The organism is Microbacterium sp. NPDC079176, from assembly GCF_040686675.1.
Taxonomy (GTDB): Bacteria; Actinomycetota; Actinomycetes; order Actinomycetales; family Microbacteriaceae; genus Microbacterium.
Genome location: NZ_JBFBLM010000006.1, coordinates 100093 through 119656, shown reverse-complemented (window position 1 = coordinate 119656; position 19564 = coordinate 100093). Strand labels below are relative to the sequence as shown.

Sequence of the window (19564 nt, the reverse complement as noted above, 5' to 3'; positions counted from 1 at the left end):
TCGACCCCTCGGCTCCCGCGGTGCTGCCCCGACGGCACCGGCTCGCGAAAGCGAAGGATCTAGTGTGGGGTCATGCCTCAGCGCCGATCCCACGTTGCTCCGTCAGCCGCGCAGACCGAGCTCGCCGTCGCGCTCGCCACCCTGCGGGAATCTCTGGGCGCCCCCACGGACTTCCCTGCGGCGGTCCTGGCGGAGGCTGCAGCCTCGGATGCTGCGACCCCAGAGCTCGATCTGCGCGACATCCCGTTCGCCACCCTGGATCCGCTCGGGTCGCGCGACCTCGACCAGGCCTTCCACCTCGAGCGCCGGGAATCCGGCTACACCGTCCGCTACGCGATCGCCGATGTACCCGCTTTCGTGCGACCGGGCGGCGCTGTCGATGCGGAAGCCCGTCGGCGAGGTCAGACCCTGTATGCAGCGGACGGCACGATCCCGTTGCATCCGAAGGTGTTGAGCGAGGATCGTGCGTCACTGCTGGCCGATGTGGATCGCCCCGCGCTCGTCTGGACCTTCGCGTTGGATTCCGCGGGAGTCGTCGAGGAGTTCCGGCTCGAACGAGCGCTGATCCGCTCGCGCGCGCAGCTCGACTACGCCAGCACGCAGGCGGCACTCGATCAGGGCGAGGCGGGTCCCGCCGAGCTCCTGCCGGAGATCGGCGCGCTCCGCATCGCGCAGGAGAAGCTGCGGGGCGGTGCGAGCCTGAACCTGCCGGACGAAGAGGTCGTGCGGGGCGTCGACGGAACCTTCGCCATCGAACGCCGGCATCCGCTTCCTGTCGAGGAATGGAATGCTCAGCTGTCGCTCATGACGGGCATGGCAGCCGCGTCGCTCATGATCGACGCAGGCATCGGGATCCTGCGGACGATGCCCCAGCCCGATGAGAAGTCGTTCGAGGCGTTCCGCCACCAGACCGAGGCCCTCGGCCGGCCGTGGACGACCGGCAGGTATGGTGACTACCTCCGCGAGCTGGACCGCGAAGACCCCATGACCCTCCCGATCCTCGAAGCTGCGGCGTCCCTGTTCCGCGGAGCGGGGTATGTGACCTTCGACGGCCCGGTACCGCCCGACACGGAACAGGCGGCGATCGCCGCCCCCTACGCTCATGCCACCGCACCATTGCGGCGTCTCGTCGACCGCTGGTCGCTCACTGTCTGCCTCGCCGCATCCGAGCGTCGCGAGGTTCCGGGCTGGGTGCGCGAGTCCCTCGCCGAGCTTCCTGCACTGATGCAGGAGTCCGGCCAGCGTGCCTCCCGACTCGATTCCGCGACGATCAACTGCGTCGAAGCTGCGCTGATGACACCGCTGGTCGGCGCATCCGTCGACGCGACCGTCATCGAGATGCGCGGTGAGCGCGCGACCGTCCAGATCGCCGATCCCGCCGTGACGGCCTCCGCCCCTGTGCCGCCCGACACCGTCCCCGGCGCGATCGTGCGCCTCCGTGTCGAGCGGGTGGACGTCACCCGAGGTGAGATCGAGTTCGCCGTCTGACTCTCTCGGAACACACGCGGAGGGACGCTACGCTGGCGGCGTGGACCACCTCGCCATCGCTGAACGATTCGTCGACGCTCACTATCCCGGGGCAGACGTCGCGGTAGTGGCGGGGAGCACCGCGCGCGGTGAGCGGACGCCATCGAGCGACATCGATCTGCTGCTTCTCGGCGACCGCCTCTTCGCGGTCGAGGAGCAGACGAGTGAGGCCTCGACGCACGAGTTCGAGGGCGAGATCTTCGAGGTCTTCGCATACACCCCGGCGGGATTCGACGAGTGGGCCGACCGCGGCGTCGCACAGCATCGACCGGTGACGGTGCACATGCTCGTCGAAGGCATCGCGATCCGAGACGACGGTCGCCTCTCCGCGCTGCGCGCTCGATGGCGGAGCGTGCTCGACGACGGCCCCTCCCTGAGCGCGAAGGAGTCCGCCTTTCGCCGATACGTCATCACCGATGTGCTCGACGATCTCAGGGATGCGACGGATGCGCTGGAGCAGCAGGTCGAGGCCGCCATCCTGTTCGAGAGGATGGCGGAGCTCATGCTGTTGAGCGAAGGACGCTGGACGGCGACGGGCAAGTGGCTTCCGCGACGGCTTCGGAGCCTCAGTCGCGAGCGTGCCGACCTCCTGAGCACCCCTCAGCTCGCGCGGGACTACGCCGCCTTCGCCGCCCGGGTCGAGGACGAGCTCATCCGCGCGGGCGGCCGGGTGCAGAGCGGCTTCGTGCGCTGAGCGGGGCTCAGGATGCGGGCACGGCCCGCGTCGTCATGACCAGCAGCTGCGGATCGGTCAGGTCGAGTGTCACCGAGATCGAGACGAACTCGGCGAGGGACGCCACGTGCGTGCCGCCGCAGAGGATCTCGGCCGTGCCCTCCGGCAGGTCGCAGTGCCAAGTACGGCGGTCCACGATCGTCGGGCCTTCGGTCAGCACCCTGCTCGATGCGCCGGAGGCCACCCATTCGGCCAGCTGAGCGTTGATCGCCGCCTCGCGCTCAGCGAGCGTCGTCGCGAAGGTCTCCGTGTCGAAGCCTGCCCGGCGCATGCTCTTTCCCAGTCGGTATTCGTCCACAGCACCGTCGACGTGGATGCGGCTGGACTGATTGGCCTTCCCCTCGAAGTTCGGGTTGCCCAGAGCATCCTCGCCCGGATCCTTCCGCCAGAGGTCGGCGAGAGCCAGGTCGAGCGCCAACGACGCGAGGTGGCAGGCCGTATGTCCGCGGCTGAGACCAGCCCGCCGGGACGAATCGACCGACAGCTCGACACGTGCGCCCTCGACCAGCCAGGACGGGGCCTTCCCCTCCAGCGGATGGCCGACGAGCCATGTCCATCCCTCGGCGCCGCGCTTCACCGGGATGTCGGATGCTACGGCGAACTCGCCCTCGTCGGAGACCGCTGCCATCACAGCCTCGGAGACGCGGACACTCGAACCGTCCTGCGCGATCTCGCCGCTGTCTCCCGGCTGATCGGGCCAGGTGTGGTCGACGGGGTGGAAGGGCGTCGCGTCGACGACGACGACGACACCTGCGGGAGTCGACTCGACTCGCGCGACGGTGCTCGAACCCGAGACGTCGCCACCGGCGAAGGACACGACAGTTGACGAGGACATGGAGCTCCTTGAGGTGTGCTGGATGGTCGCCGTCCCCGCCGACAGGACCCGCTTTCGAGTCCGAGCGAGGGAACGCTCCGCGGTCAGACCGTGACGACCTGCGCGGTGCCGAGAGGCGCTTCCGGCCCCATGTCGGCCGCGATGCGGTTCGCCTCTTCGATGAGCGTCGCGACGATGTCGGCCTCCGGCACGGTCTTGATGACCTCGCCCTTGACGAAGATCTGTCCCTTGCCGTTGCCCGAGGCGACCCCGAGGTCAGCCTCCCGCGCCTCGCCGGGACCGTTCACGACGCATCCCATGACGGCGACGCGCAGCGGCACCGTCATGTCTTTGAGACCCTCGGTCACGTTCTCGGCGAGCGTGTACACGTCGACCTGCGCGCGCCCGCACGAGGGGCACGAGACGATCTCGAGCTTGCGCTCTCGCAGGTTCAGCGACTGCAGGATCTGGTGACCGACCTTGACCTCCTCGGCCGGCGGTGCGGACAGTGAGACGCGGATGGTGTCTCCGATGCCCTCACCGAGCAGGATGCCGAACGCCGTGGCGCTCTTGATCGTGCCCTGGAACGCCGGACCGGCCTCAGTCACACCGAGGTGCAGCGGCCAGTCGCCCCGCTCGGCGAGCAGGCGGTAGGCCTTCACCATGACGATCGGGTCGTTGTGCTTGACCGAGATCTTGAAATCGTGGAAGTCGTGCTCCTCGAACAGCGACGCCTCCCAGACGGCACTCTCGACGAGGGCCTCAGCCGTCGCCTTGCCGTACTTGGTGAGGATGCGCCGGTCGAGCGACCCGGCATTGACACCGATCCGCAGAGAGACACCCGCGGCCTTGGCCGCCTCCGCGATCTTGCCGACGTTGCCGTCGAACTCCCGGATGTTCCCGGGGTTCACACGCACGGCGCCGCATCCCGCATCGATGGCGGTGTAGATGTAGCGCGGCTGGAAGTGGATGTCGGCGATCACCGGGATCTGGCTCTTCATGGCGATGATCTTCAACGCGTCGGCGTCGTCCTGATGAGGGACGGCGACACGGACGATCTCGCATCCGGACGCGGTCAGCTCGGCGATCTGCTGGAGGGTCGCGTTGATGTCCGTCGTCTTCGTCGTCGTCATGGACTGCACGGTGACGGGAGCGTCACCACCCACGAGCACCTTGCCCACCTTGATCTGGCGAGACTTGCGGCGCGGGGCGAGGACTTCGGGGATCTTCGGCATCCCAAGATTCACTGCTGGCACAACCCCCAGCCTACGCCGCCTGAATGCACACAGGCTGGATGTCGCCCGGCTCGGATGCGAGTCATACGACCGGGAACGCGGCGTTCGGTGTGATAGTTTTCAGCCCATGCTCGCGAACTTCACCTGGTGGCCCGCCTCTTAGGCGGTGTGTTCGCGTTCCCACGAATCCAGACCGCCTCCGGGGCGGTCTTTTCGTTGAGCCGAGCCGGAGCCACGCACAGGAGACACCGATGACCCTCTCACGTCTTGCCGAGCTCACCGCAGATCCCACGGCCTCGTTCGTGCTGATCGCCCGCGACGGCGCCGACACCGTCGAGCTGCTCACAGGCGAGGTCGTCGACGTCGACCTGCTCGCCGACATCCCGCTCACGATCGAGGGCACCCTTCGCGAGATCTTCGCCATGGTGCCGTACCGCCAGGTGCGCGAGCGCGGGTTCGTCGCCCAAGACGACGGCGCGCCGCTGCGATGCATCGTGGTCGACGAGCATCTGCATCTCCCGGCTTCCGAACTGGTCGCCGAACTCCCTTCCGCCCCTGTCCCCCTTCGTGACGGCGGCTTCGACATCGCCGACGACGACTACGCCCGGATCGTCGAGACCGTGATCGCCGACGAGATCGGACGGGGCGAGGGCGCGAACTTCGTGATCCGCCGCGACTTCACCGCCGAGATCGACGTCGACGACCGCACGGCGGCCCTCACCTGGTTCCGCGCCCTGCTCACGCACGAACGCGGCGCCTACTGGACCTTCGCGGTCGTCACGCCCGGACACATCGCCGTCGGCGCGAGCCCCGAGGCGCATGTCGTCGCGCGGGGCGGCGTCGTCACCATGAACCCGATCTCGGGCACCTTCCGCCACCCGGCCGGCGGAGCGACTCGGGACACCCTGGTGGACTTCCTCTCGTCGACCAAGGAGACCGAGGAGCTCTTCATGGTCGTGGACGAGGAGCTCAAGATGATGAGCGCCGTCTGCTCCGACGGTGGGCGCATCACCGGCCCGCATCTGAAGGAGATGTCCCGCCTCACGCACACGGAGTACATGCTCCGCGGGCGCAGCACGCTCGACCCGCGGGACATCCTGCGCGAGACGATGTTCGCGCCGACGGTGACGGGCTCGCCGATGCAGAACGCATGCGCGGTGATCCGCCGGCACGAGAAGAAGCCCCGCGGATACTACTCGGGCGTCGCCGCACTGTTCACTCCGAACGTCGACGGCGGTCACGACCTCGACGCCCCGATCCTCATCCGAACCGTGTACCTGCAGAACGGATCGCTCAGCGTCCCGGTGGGTGCGACCCTGGTTCGGCACTCGGATCCCCACGGCGAGGTGTCGGAGACGCATGGCAAGGCCGCTGGGGTGCTCGGCGCGATCGGAGCGATCGACCGAGACCGCGTCGCCGAAGCCCGCGACGACGCGGACGCCCCGGGTCGGCCGCAGACGCTTGCCGACGACCCCGCGGTCTCGGAGCTCCTCTCGTCCCGCAATGCGCGGCTCGCGGACTTCTGGTTGAATCCGCAGGGCGATGACCTGAGCGGTCCTTTCGCCGGGCGATCGGCGATCGTCGTCGATGCAGAGGATCGTTTCACCACGATGCTGGCGCATCAGCTGCGCCACCTGGGACTCGACGTCGCGATCCGCGCCTGGAGCGAGGCCGACGACGCGGAGCTCGATGCAGCCGATCTCGTTGTCGCGGGTCCGGGCCCCGGCGACCCCCGTGACGTCGAGAGCGACCGCATCACCCGACTGCGTGAGGTCGTGTCCCGACGCGTCGACGCCGAGGCGCCACTGCTCGCGGTATGCCTGAGCCACCAGATCCTCAGTGATCGCTTCGGCATCGAACTGACACCCCTCACGGCGCCACACCAGGGGCTGCAGAAGGCGGTGCCCGTGTTCGGCGAGAACGCCTCGATCGGCTTCTACAACACCTTCACCGCCAGGGTTGCTCCGGGCACGACGTCGATCGGCTCGGTCGAGGTGTCGGCAGACCCGGAATCGGGCGACGTCTATGCGCTTCGCGGCGACCGCTTCGCGTCGGTGCAGGGGCACCTGGAATCGATCCTGTCCCGCGACGGCATCCGCACTCTCGAGCGCCTGGTCACGCACGCGCTCAGCTGATCCTCGACCGGGCGCAGTCCGGTGGATCGGCCGCACCGGCCGCTCAACCTCCGAAGAGCTTCACGGGGTTGAACACGTCGGCGAGGAGCAGCACGGCCCCCATCGCGATGAGAAGCGTGGCGACGACGACCGTGAGCGGCACGAGCCTGGTCGCGTCGACGGGCGCGGGCGGCGGACGGCGGAACAGCTTCGCCCAGGCGCGCCTTATGCCGTCCCACAGGGCGACCACGACATGACCGCCGTCGAGCGGCAGCAGCGGAATCAGGTTGAACACGAACAGGGCCACGTTCAGGGAGCCGAGAAGTCCGAGAAGCACGGAGAACCGATTGAGGACCGGCGCATCGGTCGCTGCGACCTCACCGGCGATGCGTCCGACCCCGACGACACTCAAGGGTCCATTCGGGTCCCGCTCCGAACCGGTGACCAGTGAGACGCCCACGTCCCAGATCCGAACGGGAAGGGTGACGATCATCGACCCCACGCGGGCGACGGTGTCCGCGGCCATCTGGGGGCCGGCGGAGAGCGGCTGCGGCACGAAGCCCATCTGAGCGGCCATACCCACGTAGCCGACCTCTCGCACGACGGGTTGCCCGTCGTCGTCGAGGACGGGCTGCCCACTCGCATCCGTGATGGTGCGCTCAGCTTCGATAGGCGTGATGCTCAGCGTCTCCTCGGCACCGTCCCGCAGCACCACCATTTCCAGGGTCTCGCCCGGCGCCGCCTGCACGATGGCGGTCGCCTGAGCGAACGTCGACACCGGCTGCCCGTCCACGGACACGAGGACGTCGCCCGGGAGGATCCCGGCTTCTGCCGCGGGCGTGGCCGGATCGTCCGGCGTGCATTCGGTCGCCGATGAGCCGGCGGGGAGCACGCACTCGTTCACCGAAGCGATCGTCGTGGTTCCCTGCTGGACGCCGATCCCGGAGACGAGGACGGTGAAGATCACGACCGCGAGGATCAGATTCATCAGCGGACCGCCGAGCATCACGATGACGCGCTTCCACACGGGAAGCCGGTAGAAGACGCGGTCCTCAGCGCCCTCGGCGATCGTCTCGTCATTCGCCGTCCGTGCGTCCTGGACGAGAGCGCTGAACACGCCCTTCGCAGGCCCCGATGCGGCGGAAGCCGGGTACATCCCCGACATCGAGATGAACCCACCGAGCGGCAGCAGCTTGAACCCGTACTCGGTCTCGCCGATTCGCTTGGACCAGATCCTCGGACCGAAGCCGATCATGTACTGGCCGACGCGCACGCCGAACAGCTTGGCCGGCAGGAGATGTCCGACCTCATGCAGACCGATCGACAGACCGAGGCCGATCAGCATGAACACGATGCCGGCCAGATAGAGCAGTGCTTCCACTCCCCCAAGCTAGTGCTCGACGCCTAGGAATACGCCCCCAGAGCTGCACGGGGCGACCGCCTCGCACGGTTAGGCTTGTCCCGTGACCTCCCGCCAGCTGCGACTTCTGCGCGCAGCGACGGCATCCGGTGCTGCGACTCTCGTCGCCGCCGCATCGCACACCACCGCTGGCGGGGCCGCGCCGCATCCGCTCCTCGTGGTCGCCGTGGCGATCCTCCTGGTCCCGCTCGCCGCGCTGCTCATCGGCGTAGGGATGTCTCGCGCGCGGATCGCTCTGACGGTGCTGATCAGCCAGGGGCTCTTCCACCTGGTGTTCCAGCTGCTCGGCACGCCGACCGGAACGGCGGCACCGGCGGGACATCAGCACCACCTCGATCTCGCAGCTCTGGGCCCGGTGGTCGCGACGACCGCCCCCGACTCTCTCATGCTCATCGGCCACGTCGTCGCGGCGATCCTCACCACTGCGCTGCTGTGCCACGGCGAATCGTCGGTGCGGGCCATCGCCGGATGGGTGCGGGCTCGCCTTCGTCACGCGGTCGCCGTGTTCCGCCCTCTGTCCGAGCCCCCCGCGCTCCCCGTACTCTCGATCCGGCTGCCGGATCAGGACCTTCTCGCTGCGTCGGTCTCCCGCCGCGGGCCTCCCGCACTCGTCTGATCTCGCATCGCCTCCCCGAGGCGTTTCCCCTTCCCGCGGACGACGCGCACACCGACGCGCCCGCAGATCAGCACACAGGAGTACCACCATGCGTTCCACCAACACCCGCACCACCCGTCGCAACGTCACCGCAGGCCTCATCGGGGGTGCGATCCTCGCACTCGCCATCCCGGCCATGGCCAGCGCACACGTCAGCGTCAGCCCCGACGAGCTGAGCGCAGGAGACCACGGCGTTCTGACCTTCTCGTTCGCGCACGGCTGCGAGAACTCTCCGACCACCTCGCTGAAGGTCACGATGCCGGAGGGGCTCGCGTCGGTCGCGCCCACCATGGACAGCGACTGGACGATCGACATCGAGAAGGGCGACGACGGACTCGTCAGCGCCGTGACGTACACCGCCGTCGCACCGGTGCCCAACGAGCTGCGCGGAGCGGTCAGCATGGCGGTCGGCCTCGACGAGAACACACCCGCTTCCCTCGCTTTCCCCGTGATCCAGACCTGCGTCGAAGGCAGCACCGAATGGACACAGCTCGCGGAGGACGGCGAGGACCCGCACAGCCTCGACGCGCCCGCTCCCGTGGTCGAGGTGACCGCGGCCGCTGCCGGCGGGCACGGCGAGCATGACTCTGCCGAAGATGCGGGAGATGCAGACTCTGCCGTTGCGGACGCGGCCGACGATGCGGGATCCGCGAGTGCGGTCGGCACGGCGCTGGGCGCAGGCGGCCTCGTCGCCGGCATCGCCGCGCTCGTGGTCTCGGTACTGGCGTACCGCCGCGCGGCGTGACGCGCCGGCACGTCTCCCCGATCGCATGCGGCCGGGGAGACGTGCCGCACCCGGTCATCGCGCCGCGGGCGTGAGATCATGAAAGGGACATGTCGATTGAACAACAACCGAGCCTGCCTCCCGTGCTCCGCCCCGCGAACCCGCCCCGGCGTGAGCTGTCCGAACTCGCCTCTCGATTCGCACGAGACGTCCGTGGCGAGGTGACCGGTGTCACCCTGTCCGGCATCACCCTGGCCACCGCCGATCTCCGCCCCGGCGAGGCGTTCGTCGCGATCCGAGGCGTGAACCGCCACGGCGCCGATTTCGCGGTCACCGCCGCGGAGAAGGGCGCTGTCGCGATCATCACGGATGAGGACGGCGCCGAGATCGCCGAACCCGCGGGCCTGCCCGTGCTCGTGGTGGACGACCCGCGCGCAGTCCTCGGCGCCCTCAGCGCCTGGGTCTACGGCACCGGCGCAGGCGAGCCGCTCCCGCTGCTGTTCGCGACGACCGGGACGAACGGCAAGACGAGTGTCTCGCACCTCCTTGAGGGCATCCTCGACCAGCTCGGCGTCGTCACCGGACTCTCATCGACCGCCGAACGACACATCGCCGGCGAGGTGATCGTGTCGAGACTCACCACTCCTGAGGCATCCGAGATGCACGCGCTCCTCGCCTTGATGCGCGAGCGCGATGTCGAAGCCGTGGCCGTCGAGGTCAGCGCGCAGGCGCTCTCACGTCATCGCGTCGACGGCATCCGCTTCGACGTCGCCGGCTTCACCAACCTCAGCCATGACCACCTCGACGACTACGTCGACATGGAGGAGTACTTCGAGGCGAAGCTGCCGCTCTTCCGTCCGGATCGAGCGACCCGCGCAGTGGTATGCCTCGATTCCCCGTCGGGCGCCACGGTCGTTCAGCGCTCGGAGATCCCCGTGGTCACCGTCGGCACGCCCTCCATCGCCGCCGACCCCGATGCCGCGGCCCGTGCCGACTGGGTCGTCGTGATCGACGACGAACGCGCGTCCGGCACCACGTTCACTCTCACCGGCCCGGCAGGCAGGCTCACGACGACGGTTCCCGTGATCGGTCCGCACATGGCCGCGAACGCAGCACTCGCCATCGTGATGCTGCTCGAGGGCGGCTACGCCTGGGATCGAATCGCCACGGCACTCGATCGCGACGGTGGCATTCTGGCGCACCTTCCCGGTCGCACCCAGCTCGTCTCCGGCGACTCCGGCCCGGTCGTCTTCGTCGACTTCGGGCACTCCCCCGACGCGTTCGAGAAGACGCTCGCCGCGGTCCGCCGTGTCACACCGGGCAAGGTGCTGATGCTCTTCGGCGCCGATGGCGACCGCGATGCCAGCAAGCGCTACGACATGGCGCGCACGGCCGTCGAGGGCAGCGACATCCTCGTCGTCACGGACCACCACCCCCGTTTCGAAGACCCCGACTCGATCAGAGCCACTCTCGTGGCCGGCGCACGCGCCGCGCGCCCGGACGCGCAGATCCATGAGTACTCGCCTCCCGAGACGGCCATCGTGGCGGCCGTGGGCCTGGTCGGCGAAGGCGACTCGATCCTGTGGGCGGGACCCGGCCACCAGGACTATCGCGACATCCGGGGCGTTCGCACGCCGTACTCGGCCCGCGAGCTGGCGCGTCGTGCCCTCCGAGCAGCCGGATGGCCCGTGCCCGATTCGCACTGGCCGGTCCCCTACCCGGACGAGGACTGAACCGGGCGCGGATGCCGTCGACGACCGCATCCGCGCCCTGGTCGACCGCGCGGCCTGGGCGGAATACCGCCCAGAACCGTTCGGTCAGGCTCGAGCAATGAGCTGGTCGGCTTTGCGGCGCGCCCACTCCTCGGCATCCGCCAGCGACTCGACCGTCAGCGTCTGCGGGGGCTCGTGGGAGTCGACGACCCGAGAGATCGTGTCGACGATCCCGAGGAACGGCAGGCGACCCTCGTGGAAGGCATCGACGGCCTGCTCGTTGGCCGCGTTGTAGACCGCAGGGAAAGTGGCAGCCGCACGACCGACGGACTTCGCGAGATCGACCGCCGGAAACGCGTCGTTGTCGAGCGGCTCGAAGGTCCAGGAGGTCGCCTGAGTCCAGTCGAGCGGGCGACCGACGCCGCCCACACGGCTCGGCCAGTCGAGACCCAGCGAGATCGGCAGACGCATGTCGGGCGGGGACGCCTGAGCGATCGTCGAGCCGTCGATGAATTCGACCATCGAATGCACGATGGACTGCGGGTGCACCACGACCTCGATGTCGTCGTAGGCGACATCGAACAGCAGGTGCGCCTCGATCACCTCGAGTCCCTTGTTCACGAGCGTCGCGGAGTTCGTCGTAACCATCCGGCCCATGTCCCAGGTGGGGTGCGCGAGCGCTTCCTGCGGCGCGACATCGAGCATCTGATCACGCGAACGGCCCCGGAACGGACCACCGGATGCCGTCACGACCAGGCGGCGCACCTCGGCGTGCGTGCCGCTTCGCAGCGCCTGGGCGAGCGCCGAGTGCTCGGAGTCGACCGGGACGATCTGGTCAGGGGCAGCTGCTGCGCGCACCAACTCGCCTCCGACGACGAGGGACTCCTTATTCGCGAGAGCGAGCGTTCTTCCCGCCTTCAGCGCCGCGAGAGTGGCGCCGAGTCCGATCGATCCGGTGATCGCGTTGAGAACGACGTCAGCCTCGACGTCACGCACGAGCTGCTCGGCCTCGGTCGCGCCGAGCGCGATGTTCTCGACCCCGAAAGCGGCAGCCTGCTCTGCGAGCATCTCGGCATTCGTTCCGGCCGCGAGCCCGACGAGTTCGAAGCGACGTGGATTCGCCCGGATGACGTCGAGCGCCTGTGTGCCGATGGAGCCGGTGGAGCCGAGGACGATGATGCGACGCATGCCGCCAGCCTATGGCAAGCCCTCGACCCCTCCCTCTTACTGGGCCTGTTCGATCGGTGTGGTCGCGAGGATGTCGACGACGAAGACCAGGGTCTCGCCGGTCAGATCGGTGTCGTTGATCTCGCCCTCGCCATAGCCATCCTTCGGAGGCATGGCGACGATGACCTGCGAACCGACCTTCTGGCCCTCGAGTGCCATCTTGAAGCCCGTCACGACGCCGCTGGTCTGGAACTGCGAGGGAGCTGCATCCCGGCTCCAGCTGGAGTCGAACTCCGAGCCGTCCGACCACTTCACACCGCGGTACTGCACAGTGACCAGGTCGCCTGCGCCGACGACGGCGCCGTCGCCCTGCTTGAGGACGGCCACCTCCGTCTCGGCGGGAGCATCGGAGTCCGGGAGCGTGATCGTCGGCGAGCCCTCGTCGTCGAGCTTCACGGTCGGCATGCCTTCGGTCGCGTCGACGTCAGAGCCGGATGCGGTCGTAGGAAGCTGTTCGATCGTCTCGACGTAGAGGACGCTCGGGTTCATGCCCTCCTGCGCGGCGGGGAGCGTCAGCACGACACTCGAACCGATCGGGAGGCACTCGGCCGCCACCGTGAACACCGTGGACTGCGTCGGGTCGACGATCTGCTGAGGCTGCTGCACCGCGAGCAGGGCTGACAGTACCCCGTCGGGGCCCCGCTCCGAGGTGCTGAGCACCTCGTTGGTGGTGGCGTCGATGAGCTGGTAGCGCAGAGACACGAGATCGCCGGGCATGACGTCATCGCCGTCACCCTCGACGACGACCGAGCGCTCGGCCTCCGCGAGGTCGGTGCCCGCCGGCACCGTGACCTTGGCGTCTGCCCCGGATCCCTCGACGGTCACGGCATCGGAGCCGGCGCCCGACGCGATGTCCGCCAGGCAGGAGGTCTCGGCGGCAGGGTCAGGAGTGCTCGTGGACTCGGGGTCCGAGCCTCCGGCGCACCCGGCCAGCAGAAGGGTCGCCGCGGCGACGGTGGACAGGACGATAAGCGGACGCTTGCGCACAGTGGAACCTCAGGATCGCGGGCGGGACACCCCATCATCCCCCATACCCCTTTGCCGATGCTGGGAGACTCGCTCCGGCGCTTCATTCCCACTGGGGCATGATCGCCGGGGTAATCTGCTCTGATGACGTCAGAGCAGTCCGTGGAGCCCGAAACTTCGCCCGCAGAGACTGAGAAGCCTCGACACGCCGGCTTCGCCTATGCGCTCGGTCGCAGCCTCATCACGCCCCTCGCGCGCACGATCTACCGGCCCCGCATCGAAGGCAGGGAGAACGTCCCGAAGGACGGCCCGGTCATCTTCGCGAGCAACCACCTGTCGTTCATCGACTCGATCGCGATCCCGGTCGCCGCACCGAGGCCCGTGCACTTCCTCGCGAAGTCCACGTATTTCGAGGGCCCTGGATTCAAGGGCTGGCTCAGCAAGACGTTCTTCGAGTCCATCGGGGCGATCTCGGTCCGCCGTGGAGCGGGGAAGGCCGCCCTCGACGCACTCGACGTGCAGCGTCAGCTTCTCGATGAGGGCCTCGCTGTCGCCCTCTACCCGGAGGGCACGCGCTCGACGGACGGACGCCTCTACAAGGGACGCACCGGCGTGGCGTTCCTCGCCCTGCAGACCGGTGCGCCGGTCGTGCCGGTCGGCCTCGTCGGCACGGACAAGGTGATGCCCGTCGGCGCCAAGATGCCGACCCTGAAGGAGCGCATCACCGTGCGCTTCGGCGAACCTCTCGACCTCTCGCCCCACGGACCCGCCACGAGCGGGCGCGCCCGCAGACTCGCGACGGACGAGATCATGGCCGCGATCCATGCCCTGTCCGGGCAGGAACTGGCGGACGCCTACAACGAGGCTCCCGCGCAGGGCACCATCGAGAAGATCAAGCAGGCGCTGCCCCACGAGCGCCGCTGACGCCGCCGCCGCTCAGCTCTGCTCGGCGCGGACCGAGGCTTCGTGCCGCACGGGGAAGTTCATCGAATTCGCGATGAAGCACCATGCGTTCGCCTGGGCATGGGCACGTTCGGCCGCCTCTCTCATCGAGGCGTCCGCGACGACGACCTCGGGCCGCAGCATCACCTCGACGAACGCGCCGCCGCCGCGCCCGTCCTCTCGCATCATGCCGGAGGCCGTATCGCGGTAGGAGACGACGACGACGCCAGCCGTCACGCACGCGTGCAGATACGAGAGCAGATGGCACTGCGACAGGGAGGCGAGGAGCAGATCCTCAGGGTTCCACCGGGACGGATCGCCACGGAACGGCTTATCGGCTGAGGCCAGGATGTCGGGCTTGCCGTCGACCTCGAGCGTGACATCGCGTCGATACTCGCGGTAGCCGCTGGTGCCGGTGCCAGAGTTTCCGGTCCAGGTCGAGGTGAGTGAGTAACGGTGCTCGCCGAGCGGCGCGAGTCGATCTGCCATATCGACAGTCTGCCACTCGACTCTGCCGGACGATGTGCCGGACGATGTGCCGGTGGCACGGTCGACACCCATCCGACGATATCCTGGGGAGGTGCTGGAGACTCTCACCGTTCAAGATGCCGTGGAACTCGCCGTCGTCGAACGCAGCGGGTTCATTGAGTCCCGCCACGCGGGGGCGGCGGTGGTCCTCTCACCCGACGGCGACGTCGTCGCTCGATACGGCAACGCCGACGCCCTGATACTTCCGCGCTCGAGCCTCAAGCCGCTGCAGGCCGTGGCGTGCATCACCGCGGGTGCCGCTCTCGAGGACGAGCAGCTCGCCATGTCGACCGCGAGCCACAGCGGCACGGATCGTCATGCCTCCGTGGTTCGCAACGTGCTCACCGAGGGCGGTCTCACCGAGGACCACCTGGGCTGCCCGCCGGCGTGGCCGGGCGACACCGCCGCTCGCGACGAGCTCGTGCGCGAACACGGCGCACAGACACGTATCCGCATGAACTGCTCGGGCAAGCACGCGGCCATGCTCCGTGCCTGCGTCGCGACGGGCTGGCCGACCGACAGCTACCTGGACCCGGCGCATCCCCTTCAGCTGCACATCCGCGACGTGATCGAGCGTCTCACCGGCGAGAAGGTCGCTCACACGGCCATCGACGGCTGCGGCGCCCCGGTATACGCGATCACGCTGACGGGCCTCGCCCGATCGATCCACCGGATCGGCACCGCCTCGGACCGCTCGCCCTTCGCCCTGCACCGGGTGGCCGGCTCGCTGGTGCGCGCGGTGCGTGAGCACCCGTGGACGATCGACGGCCCGGGGCGCCCGGACACCATCGCGATCGAGACACTCGGCGTGTTCGCGAAGGGCGGTGCCGAAGGGATCATGGTCATGGTCGCCCCGAACGGCACGACCGTCGCGCTGAAGATGCTCGACGGCGGGGCGCGCGCGTCGACCATCGTGGCGGCGACTCTGCTGGCGCGCGCAGGCGGGCTCACCGATTCGGACGTGGCGACACTCGCCGCCGCGCTGCCTCTCGAGGTGCTCGGCGGTGGGGCGACGGTCGGAGCCGTTCGCCCCGGCAGTGCCATCTGACCAGGAGACGACACGCTTCTCATCGCCGGGGTGCGAGTGCCGGGATCACGATTCGTCGGGGCCCGGAGTCGCCGACCAGCGACCACGCCCGGCCCGCATGCGGTCGCGAATACGGCGGGAGCTCTCGCACACCGGCGAGCTGCCGCAGCTCCGCGGCATTCTCGGCTCGGATGAGCACTTCGCCCTCTCGACGCACCCGCTGCCACAGCGTCCAACTGCGCTGCCACGCGTCTGCATCGCCGAGCACGACGGTGGGACGCGTGGGTGCCTGAGCATCCCACGGTTCGCCGCTCAGAGTGACGACGTCGCAGTCGGGATACGCAGCCGCCACTGACTCCGCCACCGCAGCCACCCCCGGCGTGATGAGCGCCGTGAGGGCACGCCGCGGAGCCCAGCCGTCACTTTCCCGTTCCCTATATCGAGAGGTGCCACTGGATGAACCCGACGACCGCAGTCGCTCCTCGGGGACCCAGACCAGTTGGATCTCACGATCCCCCATCCGCATCCGTCCCGGACCGCGCTGCGGATCGAAACCTGCGGAGTCCCCACCCGCAGCAAGATGATCGACCCGACTCGGCATCCTGAGCAGCCCCCGACGCGGCAGCGCGTCGAGAAGCCGCCCGACAGGCCCCGATGCTCTCGTCGCCGTGATCGCGATCGTGCCTCCGGCCCCGTTGCGGAGGATCTGCTCCCAGAGCTGCGCCAGATGCTGGCCGTACTCGACGGGCAGCTCGCCGATCCGGACGTCGATGTCGTCGCACAGCACGAGCCCTCCGCGCGGAACTCCCCCTTCCGCCAGAGCCACGACGGCGTCCCACGAATGTTCTGGATCGCTCGGTATCCACAGTGGATGCCCATGCTGCTTGGCCAGTGCACGCAAGGCCGAGCTGCGCCCCGACTCGGGTCCTCCGAGGAAGGCGATTCCTCGATCGGATCCGATCGACAGCCGCTCGAGTGGCTGCTCCTGACGTTGCGGATCGTCCGCGCGGCCCAGGATGACTTCGCCCTCCTTGCGTGTCTCAGCCTGAAGCTCCGCGAGAGGAAGCATCCGCGGCAGCACCGGCAGCCACGGGCTGCCCGGAATGTCGGCGTCAGCCCATCTCAGCGCGATCGCCCTGAGATCGGCGACGCCGGTCAGCGCTACTCGCATCGCGATCGGCGCAGCGTCCTGCGGGCGCCGAACCAGAGCCAAGCCCCTCGACTCGACGCCGCCCGGGAGCTCAGCCGCGTCGTCGGCACCGATGACGGCCCGACTGTCGGCGGCGTCCGCAACACGCAGGCTCACTCTCAGCGGACAGTTCGCCGCCAACGCATCGCGGATCACGCCTGACGCGCGCTGCGTCCCGAGGACGAGGTGCATGCCCAGCGCCCTTCCCCGAGCGGCGATGTCCGTGAACACAGCCCCGAGGTCCGGATGATCCTGGAGCAGCGCGGCGAACTCGTCGACCACGATGACCAGCCTCGCCATGCCGACCTCACGGACGTCTCGTGCGCCGGCCTCGGCGAGGACCGACTCGCGGCGCCGCAGCTCGGCGGTCAGGCTGGAGACGCCCCTCCGCGCCCCCTCCTCATCGAGGTCCGTGATCACTGCAGCCACCTGCGGGAGCATCCGAAGCGGCTCGAAGGCTGTGCCGCCCTTGAAATCGGCGAGGACGAATGTGACTCGATCAGGTCCATGGCGGCTCGCCATGGCCGTCACCCACGAGACCAGCAGCTCGCTCTTGCCCGTTCCGGTCGTGCCGGTCACGATGGCATGCGGCCCGTCATCGACGATGTCGAGGAGTATGTCCTCCCGCTCACCACGGCCGACTGCGGCCGGGAGACCGACGAGCGATTCCGGCTGCAGCAGGTCGCTGAGCGCCACCGACGCGGGGACAGAATCGAGTTCCTCTCCCTCTCCTGTGCGACTGACCCCGATCGCGATCGTCTGATCCCGGGACATGCACTCGGCGTCGACCTCGACGATCCCCTGCGCCGTGCGGACGCGCGCCCGGTGCGGCTCGGTGATGTCGATGACGGTCGTGATCCCTTCCGGAACATCGTCATCCCGATCCAGCAGCCAGATCACGGCGTCGGCCGTCGGCCGAGGATCAGCGCCCTGCACCACGGCCACCCGGAACGAGCCGCGCCGCGCGGCGTGGGCCTGCGGGAACCCCGCGAGCCCCAGCTCTTCAAGACGGGAGCCGACGATGGACATCTGGGCGGTGCCGAATCTGAGACACAGCTGCACCGCGAGCGCCCGCGTCGCGGCGGCGACGAGAGGATACGAGCCGCGCAGTCCGATGCCACCGCTGAGGGGCACCGTCACCGGCACCCGCTCGACCCTCGCGCATCGCATCCGGAAGTCCCGTTCGCGCTCCCCATCCCCGCCCGAAGCGCGCACGCCGCTGTCGCCGGTACCGCTGCCGACGACGACCTGAGTGGCGGCGTCGGGTGGATCGAGGCCGCGCAGAGGCGGCTGCGCCAGGCCTGCCGCAGCGTCGGGATATCGATGCCACCGCAACTGACGCTCATCATCGTGAAGCTGCGTCAACTGTGCTTCGACGAGCGACCACGCAGCCTCGCTGTCGGTCGCAGCCACCCGCGACGCCTTGCGTCGGGATCGCGACCCGTCGATCAGCGAAGCGATGATCATCAGGGGACCCAGAACCGCGAAGCACAGAGAGAACAGCGACCCGGTGACGAGCCAGAGCACCACTCCAGCGGCCACGGGGACGAGTGCCGCGACGAACGGTGTCGGAGGCCTACGAGCCGGTGCGGGGGCGGCAGGGATCGCGATCGGCAGAGAGTCCATGCAGCCAGTGGACCGCACACGCGGGCCTCAGAATCAGCCCTCCACAGGAAAAGGACGTCAGGCGGAGGACTCGTCCGTTGTGGAGGAGGACTCGTCCGTTGTGGAGGAGGACTCGTCCGGCGCCGAGGACGACTCGTCCGCGATCTGCACGATGACGAGCGTCACGTTGTCGCGACCGCCGTTCTCGAGTGCCGCAGCGAGCATCGCATCGACGGCGGCCGCCGGATCGGCGTTCTCGCGGAGGAAATGCTGGATGCCGTAGTCGGTCAGCTCCTTCGTGAGTCCATCAGAGCAGATCACGAAACGATCTCCCGGGCGCACATCGAGCGTGACGTAGTCGGGAGCGGTGAGCTCGCTCGCCCCGACCGCTCGTGTGATCACGTTGCTGTACGGATGACCTTCGGCCTCTTCGGGGCTGATCTTGCCTGCCGCGATGAGCTCCTGCACGACCGAGTGGTCGGTGGTGATCTGCACCAGGCGGTCGTCCCTGAGGAGGTACACGCGCGAGTCGCCGATGTTGAGCGACGTCCAATGCGGCTCGTCGCCCTCGAACTCGAGGAAGACTCCGGTGAGCGTCGTCCCTGTACCCTCGTCCGTGGTCTCCGGATGGTCGGCGATGTCACCCACCGCCATCTCCAACGCACCCTCGATGGCGCCGCGATCGACCGCGCCGGCAGCGACCACGGCGTCGAGCCGCTTCACCGTGCTGCGGCTCGCGATCTCACCGCCCGCATGGCCACCCATGCCATCCGCGACGATGAAGAGCGGATAGTCCGCGAAGAACGCGTCCTGGTTCGTCTCACGTCGCCGGCCCACGTCGGTGACGCCTGCCCAGGAAAGGAGCAGCTGACGCTGCGCAACCGTGACGCGGCGCGTCTTCGTCGTCGTCTCAGCCACTCGTCGCCTCCGGATTTCCTGCGGTTCGGGCTACCCCAGGACACTCACATATCGTAGTGGACGCCGCGACGGCCGCACGCGCACCCCCGGCCATCACGCGGAGTCCTGCGGCGCCAACTCTGGGCTGCGACATGAGCATGTCTCCACGTTATCGTCTTCCACCGTTGCTCTTCACCACGCCGCGAGCGCCCCATACAGCACAGAGCCCCCGACCGAAGTCGAGGGCTC

At 68.7% G+C, this 19564-nt stretch carries 16 protein-coding genes; 8 read left to right on the top strand and 8 right to left on the bottom strand.

The genetic code is table 11. The features are described 5' to 3' along the window. Positions 1-72: 72 nt before the first annotated feature. Positions 73-1488, top strand: coding sequence for an RNB domain-containing ribonuclease (locus AB0P11_RS15435; protein WP_363522840.1), 1416 nt, complete (start codon positions 73-75; stop codon positions 1486-1488). 40 nt (positions 1489-1528) lie between these two features. Then, positions 1529-2221, top strand: a complete 693-nt coding sequence (locus AB0P11_RS15430) for a nucleotidyltransferase domain-containing protein (RefSeq protein ID WP_363522838.1) — start codon at positions 1529-1531, stop codon at positions 2219-2221. A 7-nt stretch (positions 2222-2228) separates the two neighbouring features. On the opposite strand, the gene AB0P11_RS15425 is transcribed toward AB0P11_RS15430, so the two are convergent. Together AB0P11_RS15425 and ispG are read right to left on the bottom strand one after the other, a co-directional pair. Further along, on the bottom strand, positions 2229-3095 hold the full coding sequence (locus AB0P11_RS15425; RefSeq protein WP_363522837.1) for a hypothetical protein: 867 nt from the start codon (positions 3093-3095) through the stop codon (positions 2229-2231). Between the two features lie 83 nt (positions 3096-3178). After that, entirely contained in the window at positions 3179-4330 is a 1152-nt protein-coding gene (gene ispG / locus AB0P11_RS15420; protein WP_187249498.1) for a flavodoxin-dependent (E)-4-hydroxy-3-methylbut-2-enyl-diphosphate synthase, read from the bottom strand. 230 nt (positions 4331-4560) lie between these two features. Between ispG and AB0P11_RS15415 the strand changes: the two genes are divergently transcribed. Further along, positions 4561-6444 (top strand): chorismate-binding protein, encoded by a 1884-nt coding sequence (locus AB0P11_RS15415; protein ID WP_363522834.1) that lies wholly within the window; start codon positions 4561-4563, stop codon positions 6442-6444. 43 nt (positions 6445-6487) lie between these two features. Here AB0P11_RS15415 and AB0P11_RS15410 read toward each other — a convergent pair whose 3' ends face one another. Further along, on the bottom strand, positions 6488-7804 hold the full coding sequence (locus tag AB0P11_RS15410; RefSeq protein ID WP_150115054.1) for a site-2 protease family protein: 1317 nt from the start codon (positions 7802-7804) through the stop codon (positions 6488-6490). Positions 7805-7886: 82 nt separating this feature from the next. Here AB0P11_RS15410 and AB0P11_RS15405 point away from each other — a divergent pair, with 82 nt between their 5' ends. The 3 genes from AB0P11_RS15405 to AB0P11_RS15395 all read left to right on the top strand — a co-directional run bounded on the left by AB0P11_RS15405 (position 7887) and on the right by AB0P11_RS15395 (position 10955). Next, a complete protein-coding gene (locus tag AB0P11_RS15405) occupies positions 7887-8459 on the top strand; it encodes a hypothetical protein (RefSeq protein ID WP_056278422.1) in 573 nt (190 codons plus the stop codon). Positions 8460-8547: 88 nt separating this feature from the next. Continuing rightward, positions 8548-9243, top strand: a complete 696-nt coding sequence (locus tag AB0P11_RS15400) for a YcnI family protein (RefSeq protein WP_363522832.1) — start codon at positions 8548-8550, stop codon at positions 9241-9243. An 89-nt stretch (positions 9244-9332) separates the two neighbouring features. After that, complete coding sequence (locus tag AB0P11_RS15395; RefSeq protein WP_056278416.1) at positions 9333-10955, top strand: UDP-N-acetylmuramoyl-L-alanyl-D-glutamate--2,6-diaminopimelate ligase; 1623 nt, start codon at positions 9333-9335, stop codon at positions 10953-10955. 84 nt (positions 10956-11039) lie between these two features. On the opposite strand, the gene dxr is transcribed toward AB0P11_RS15395, so the two are convergent. Together dxr and AB0P11_RS15385 are read right to left on the bottom strand one after the other, a co-directional pair. Then, on the bottom strand, positions 11040-12122 hold the full coding sequence (gene dxr, locus AB0P11_RS15390) for a 1-deoxy-D-xylulose-5-phosphate reductoisomerase (RefSeq protein WP_056278413.1): 1083 nt from the start codon (positions 12120-12122) through the stop codon (positions 11040-11042). A 36-nt stretch (positions 12123-12158) separates the two neighbouring features. Beyond that, positions 12159-13148: an FKBP-type peptidyl-prolyl cis-trans isomerase gene (locus AB0P11_RS15385; RefSeq protein ID WP_053095772.1), complete on the bottom strand. Its 990-nt coding sequence runs from the start codon at positions 13146-13148 to the stop codon at positions 12159-12161. A gap of 123 nt (positions 13149-13271) precedes the next feature. Here AB0P11_RS15385 and AB0P11_RS15380 point away from each other — a divergent pair, with 123 nt between their 5' ends. Next, positions 13272-14051: a lysophospholipid acyltransferase family protein gene (locus tag AB0P11_RS15380; protein WP_072591116.1), complete on the top strand. Its 780-nt coding sequence runs from the start codon at positions 13272-13274 to the stop codon at positions 14049-14051. A 12-nt stretch (positions 14052-14063) separates the two neighbouring features. Here AB0P11_RS15380 and AB0P11_RS15375 read toward each other — a convergent pair whose 3' ends face one another. Then, complete coding sequence (locus AB0P11_RS15375) at positions 14064-14558, bottom strand: OsmC family protein (protein WP_053099076.1); 495 nt, start codon at positions 14556-14558, stop codon at positions 14064-14066. Between the two features lie 91 nt (positions 14559-14649). Between AB0P11_RS15375 and AB0P11_RS15370 the strand changes: the two genes are divergently transcribed. After that, positions 14650-15645 (top strand): asparaginase, encoded by a 996-nt coding sequence (locus AB0P11_RS15370; RefSeq protein ID WP_056278407.1) that lies wholly within the window; start codon positions 14650-14652, stop codon positions 15643-15645. A gap of 19 nt (positions 15646-15664) precedes the next feature. Here AB0P11_RS15370 and AB0P11_RS15365 read toward each other — a convergent pair whose 3' ends face one another. Together AB0P11_RS15365 and AB0P11_RS15360 are read right to left on the bottom strand one after the other, a co-directional pair. After that, a complete protein-coding gene (locus AB0P11_RS15365; RefSeq protein ID WP_363522828.1) occupies positions 15665-18439 on the bottom strand; it encodes an FtsK/SpoIIIE domain-containing protein in 2775 nt (924 codons plus the stop codon). Positions 18440-18496: 57 nt separating this feature from the next. Beyond that, positions 18497-19336: a protein phosphatase 2C domain-containing protein gene (locus AB0P11_RS15360; protein ID WP_363522826.1), complete on the bottom strand. Its 840-nt coding sequence runs from the start codon at positions 19334-19336 to the stop codon at positions 18497-18499. Positions 19337-19564 lie beyond the last annotated feature (228 nt).

Coding starts and splice junctions, on each gene's coding strand:
- AB0P11_RS15435 (WP_363522840.1), top strand. CDS start 73: ATGCCTCAGCGCCGATCCCACGTTGCTCCGTCAGCCGCGCAGACCGAG.
- AB0P11_RS15425 (WP_363522837.1), bottom strand. CDS start 3,095: ATGTCCTCGTCAACTGTCGTGTCCTTCGCCGGTGGCGACGTCTCGGGT.
- AB0P11_RS15415 (WP_363522834.1), top strand. CDS start 4,561: ATGACCCTCTCACGTCTTGCCGAGCTCACCGCAGATCCCACGGCCTCG.
- AB0P11_RS15400 (WP_363522832.1), top strand. CDS start 8,548: ATGCGTTCCACCAACACCCGCACCACCCGTCGCAACGTCACCGCAGGC.
- AB0P11_RS15395 (WP_056278416.1), top strand. CDS start 9,333: ATGTCGATTGAACAACAACCGAGCCTGCCTCCCGTGCTCCGCCCCGCG.
- dxr (WP_056278413.1), bottom strand. CDS start 12,122: ATGCGTCGCATCATCGTCCTCGGCTCCACCGGCTCCATCGGCACACAG.
- AB0P11_RS15380 (WP_072591116.1), top strand. CDS start 13,272: ATGACGTCAGAGCAGTCCGTGGAGCCCGAAACTTCGCCCGCAGAGACT.
- AB0P11_RS15375 (WP_053099076.1), bottom strand. CDS start 14,558: ATGGCAGATCGACTCGCGCCGCTCGGCGAGCACCGTTACTCACTCACC.
- AB0P11_RS15365 (WP_363522828.1), bottom strand. CDS start 18,439: ATGGACTCTCTGCCGATCGCGATCCCTGCCGCCCCCGCACCGGCTCGT.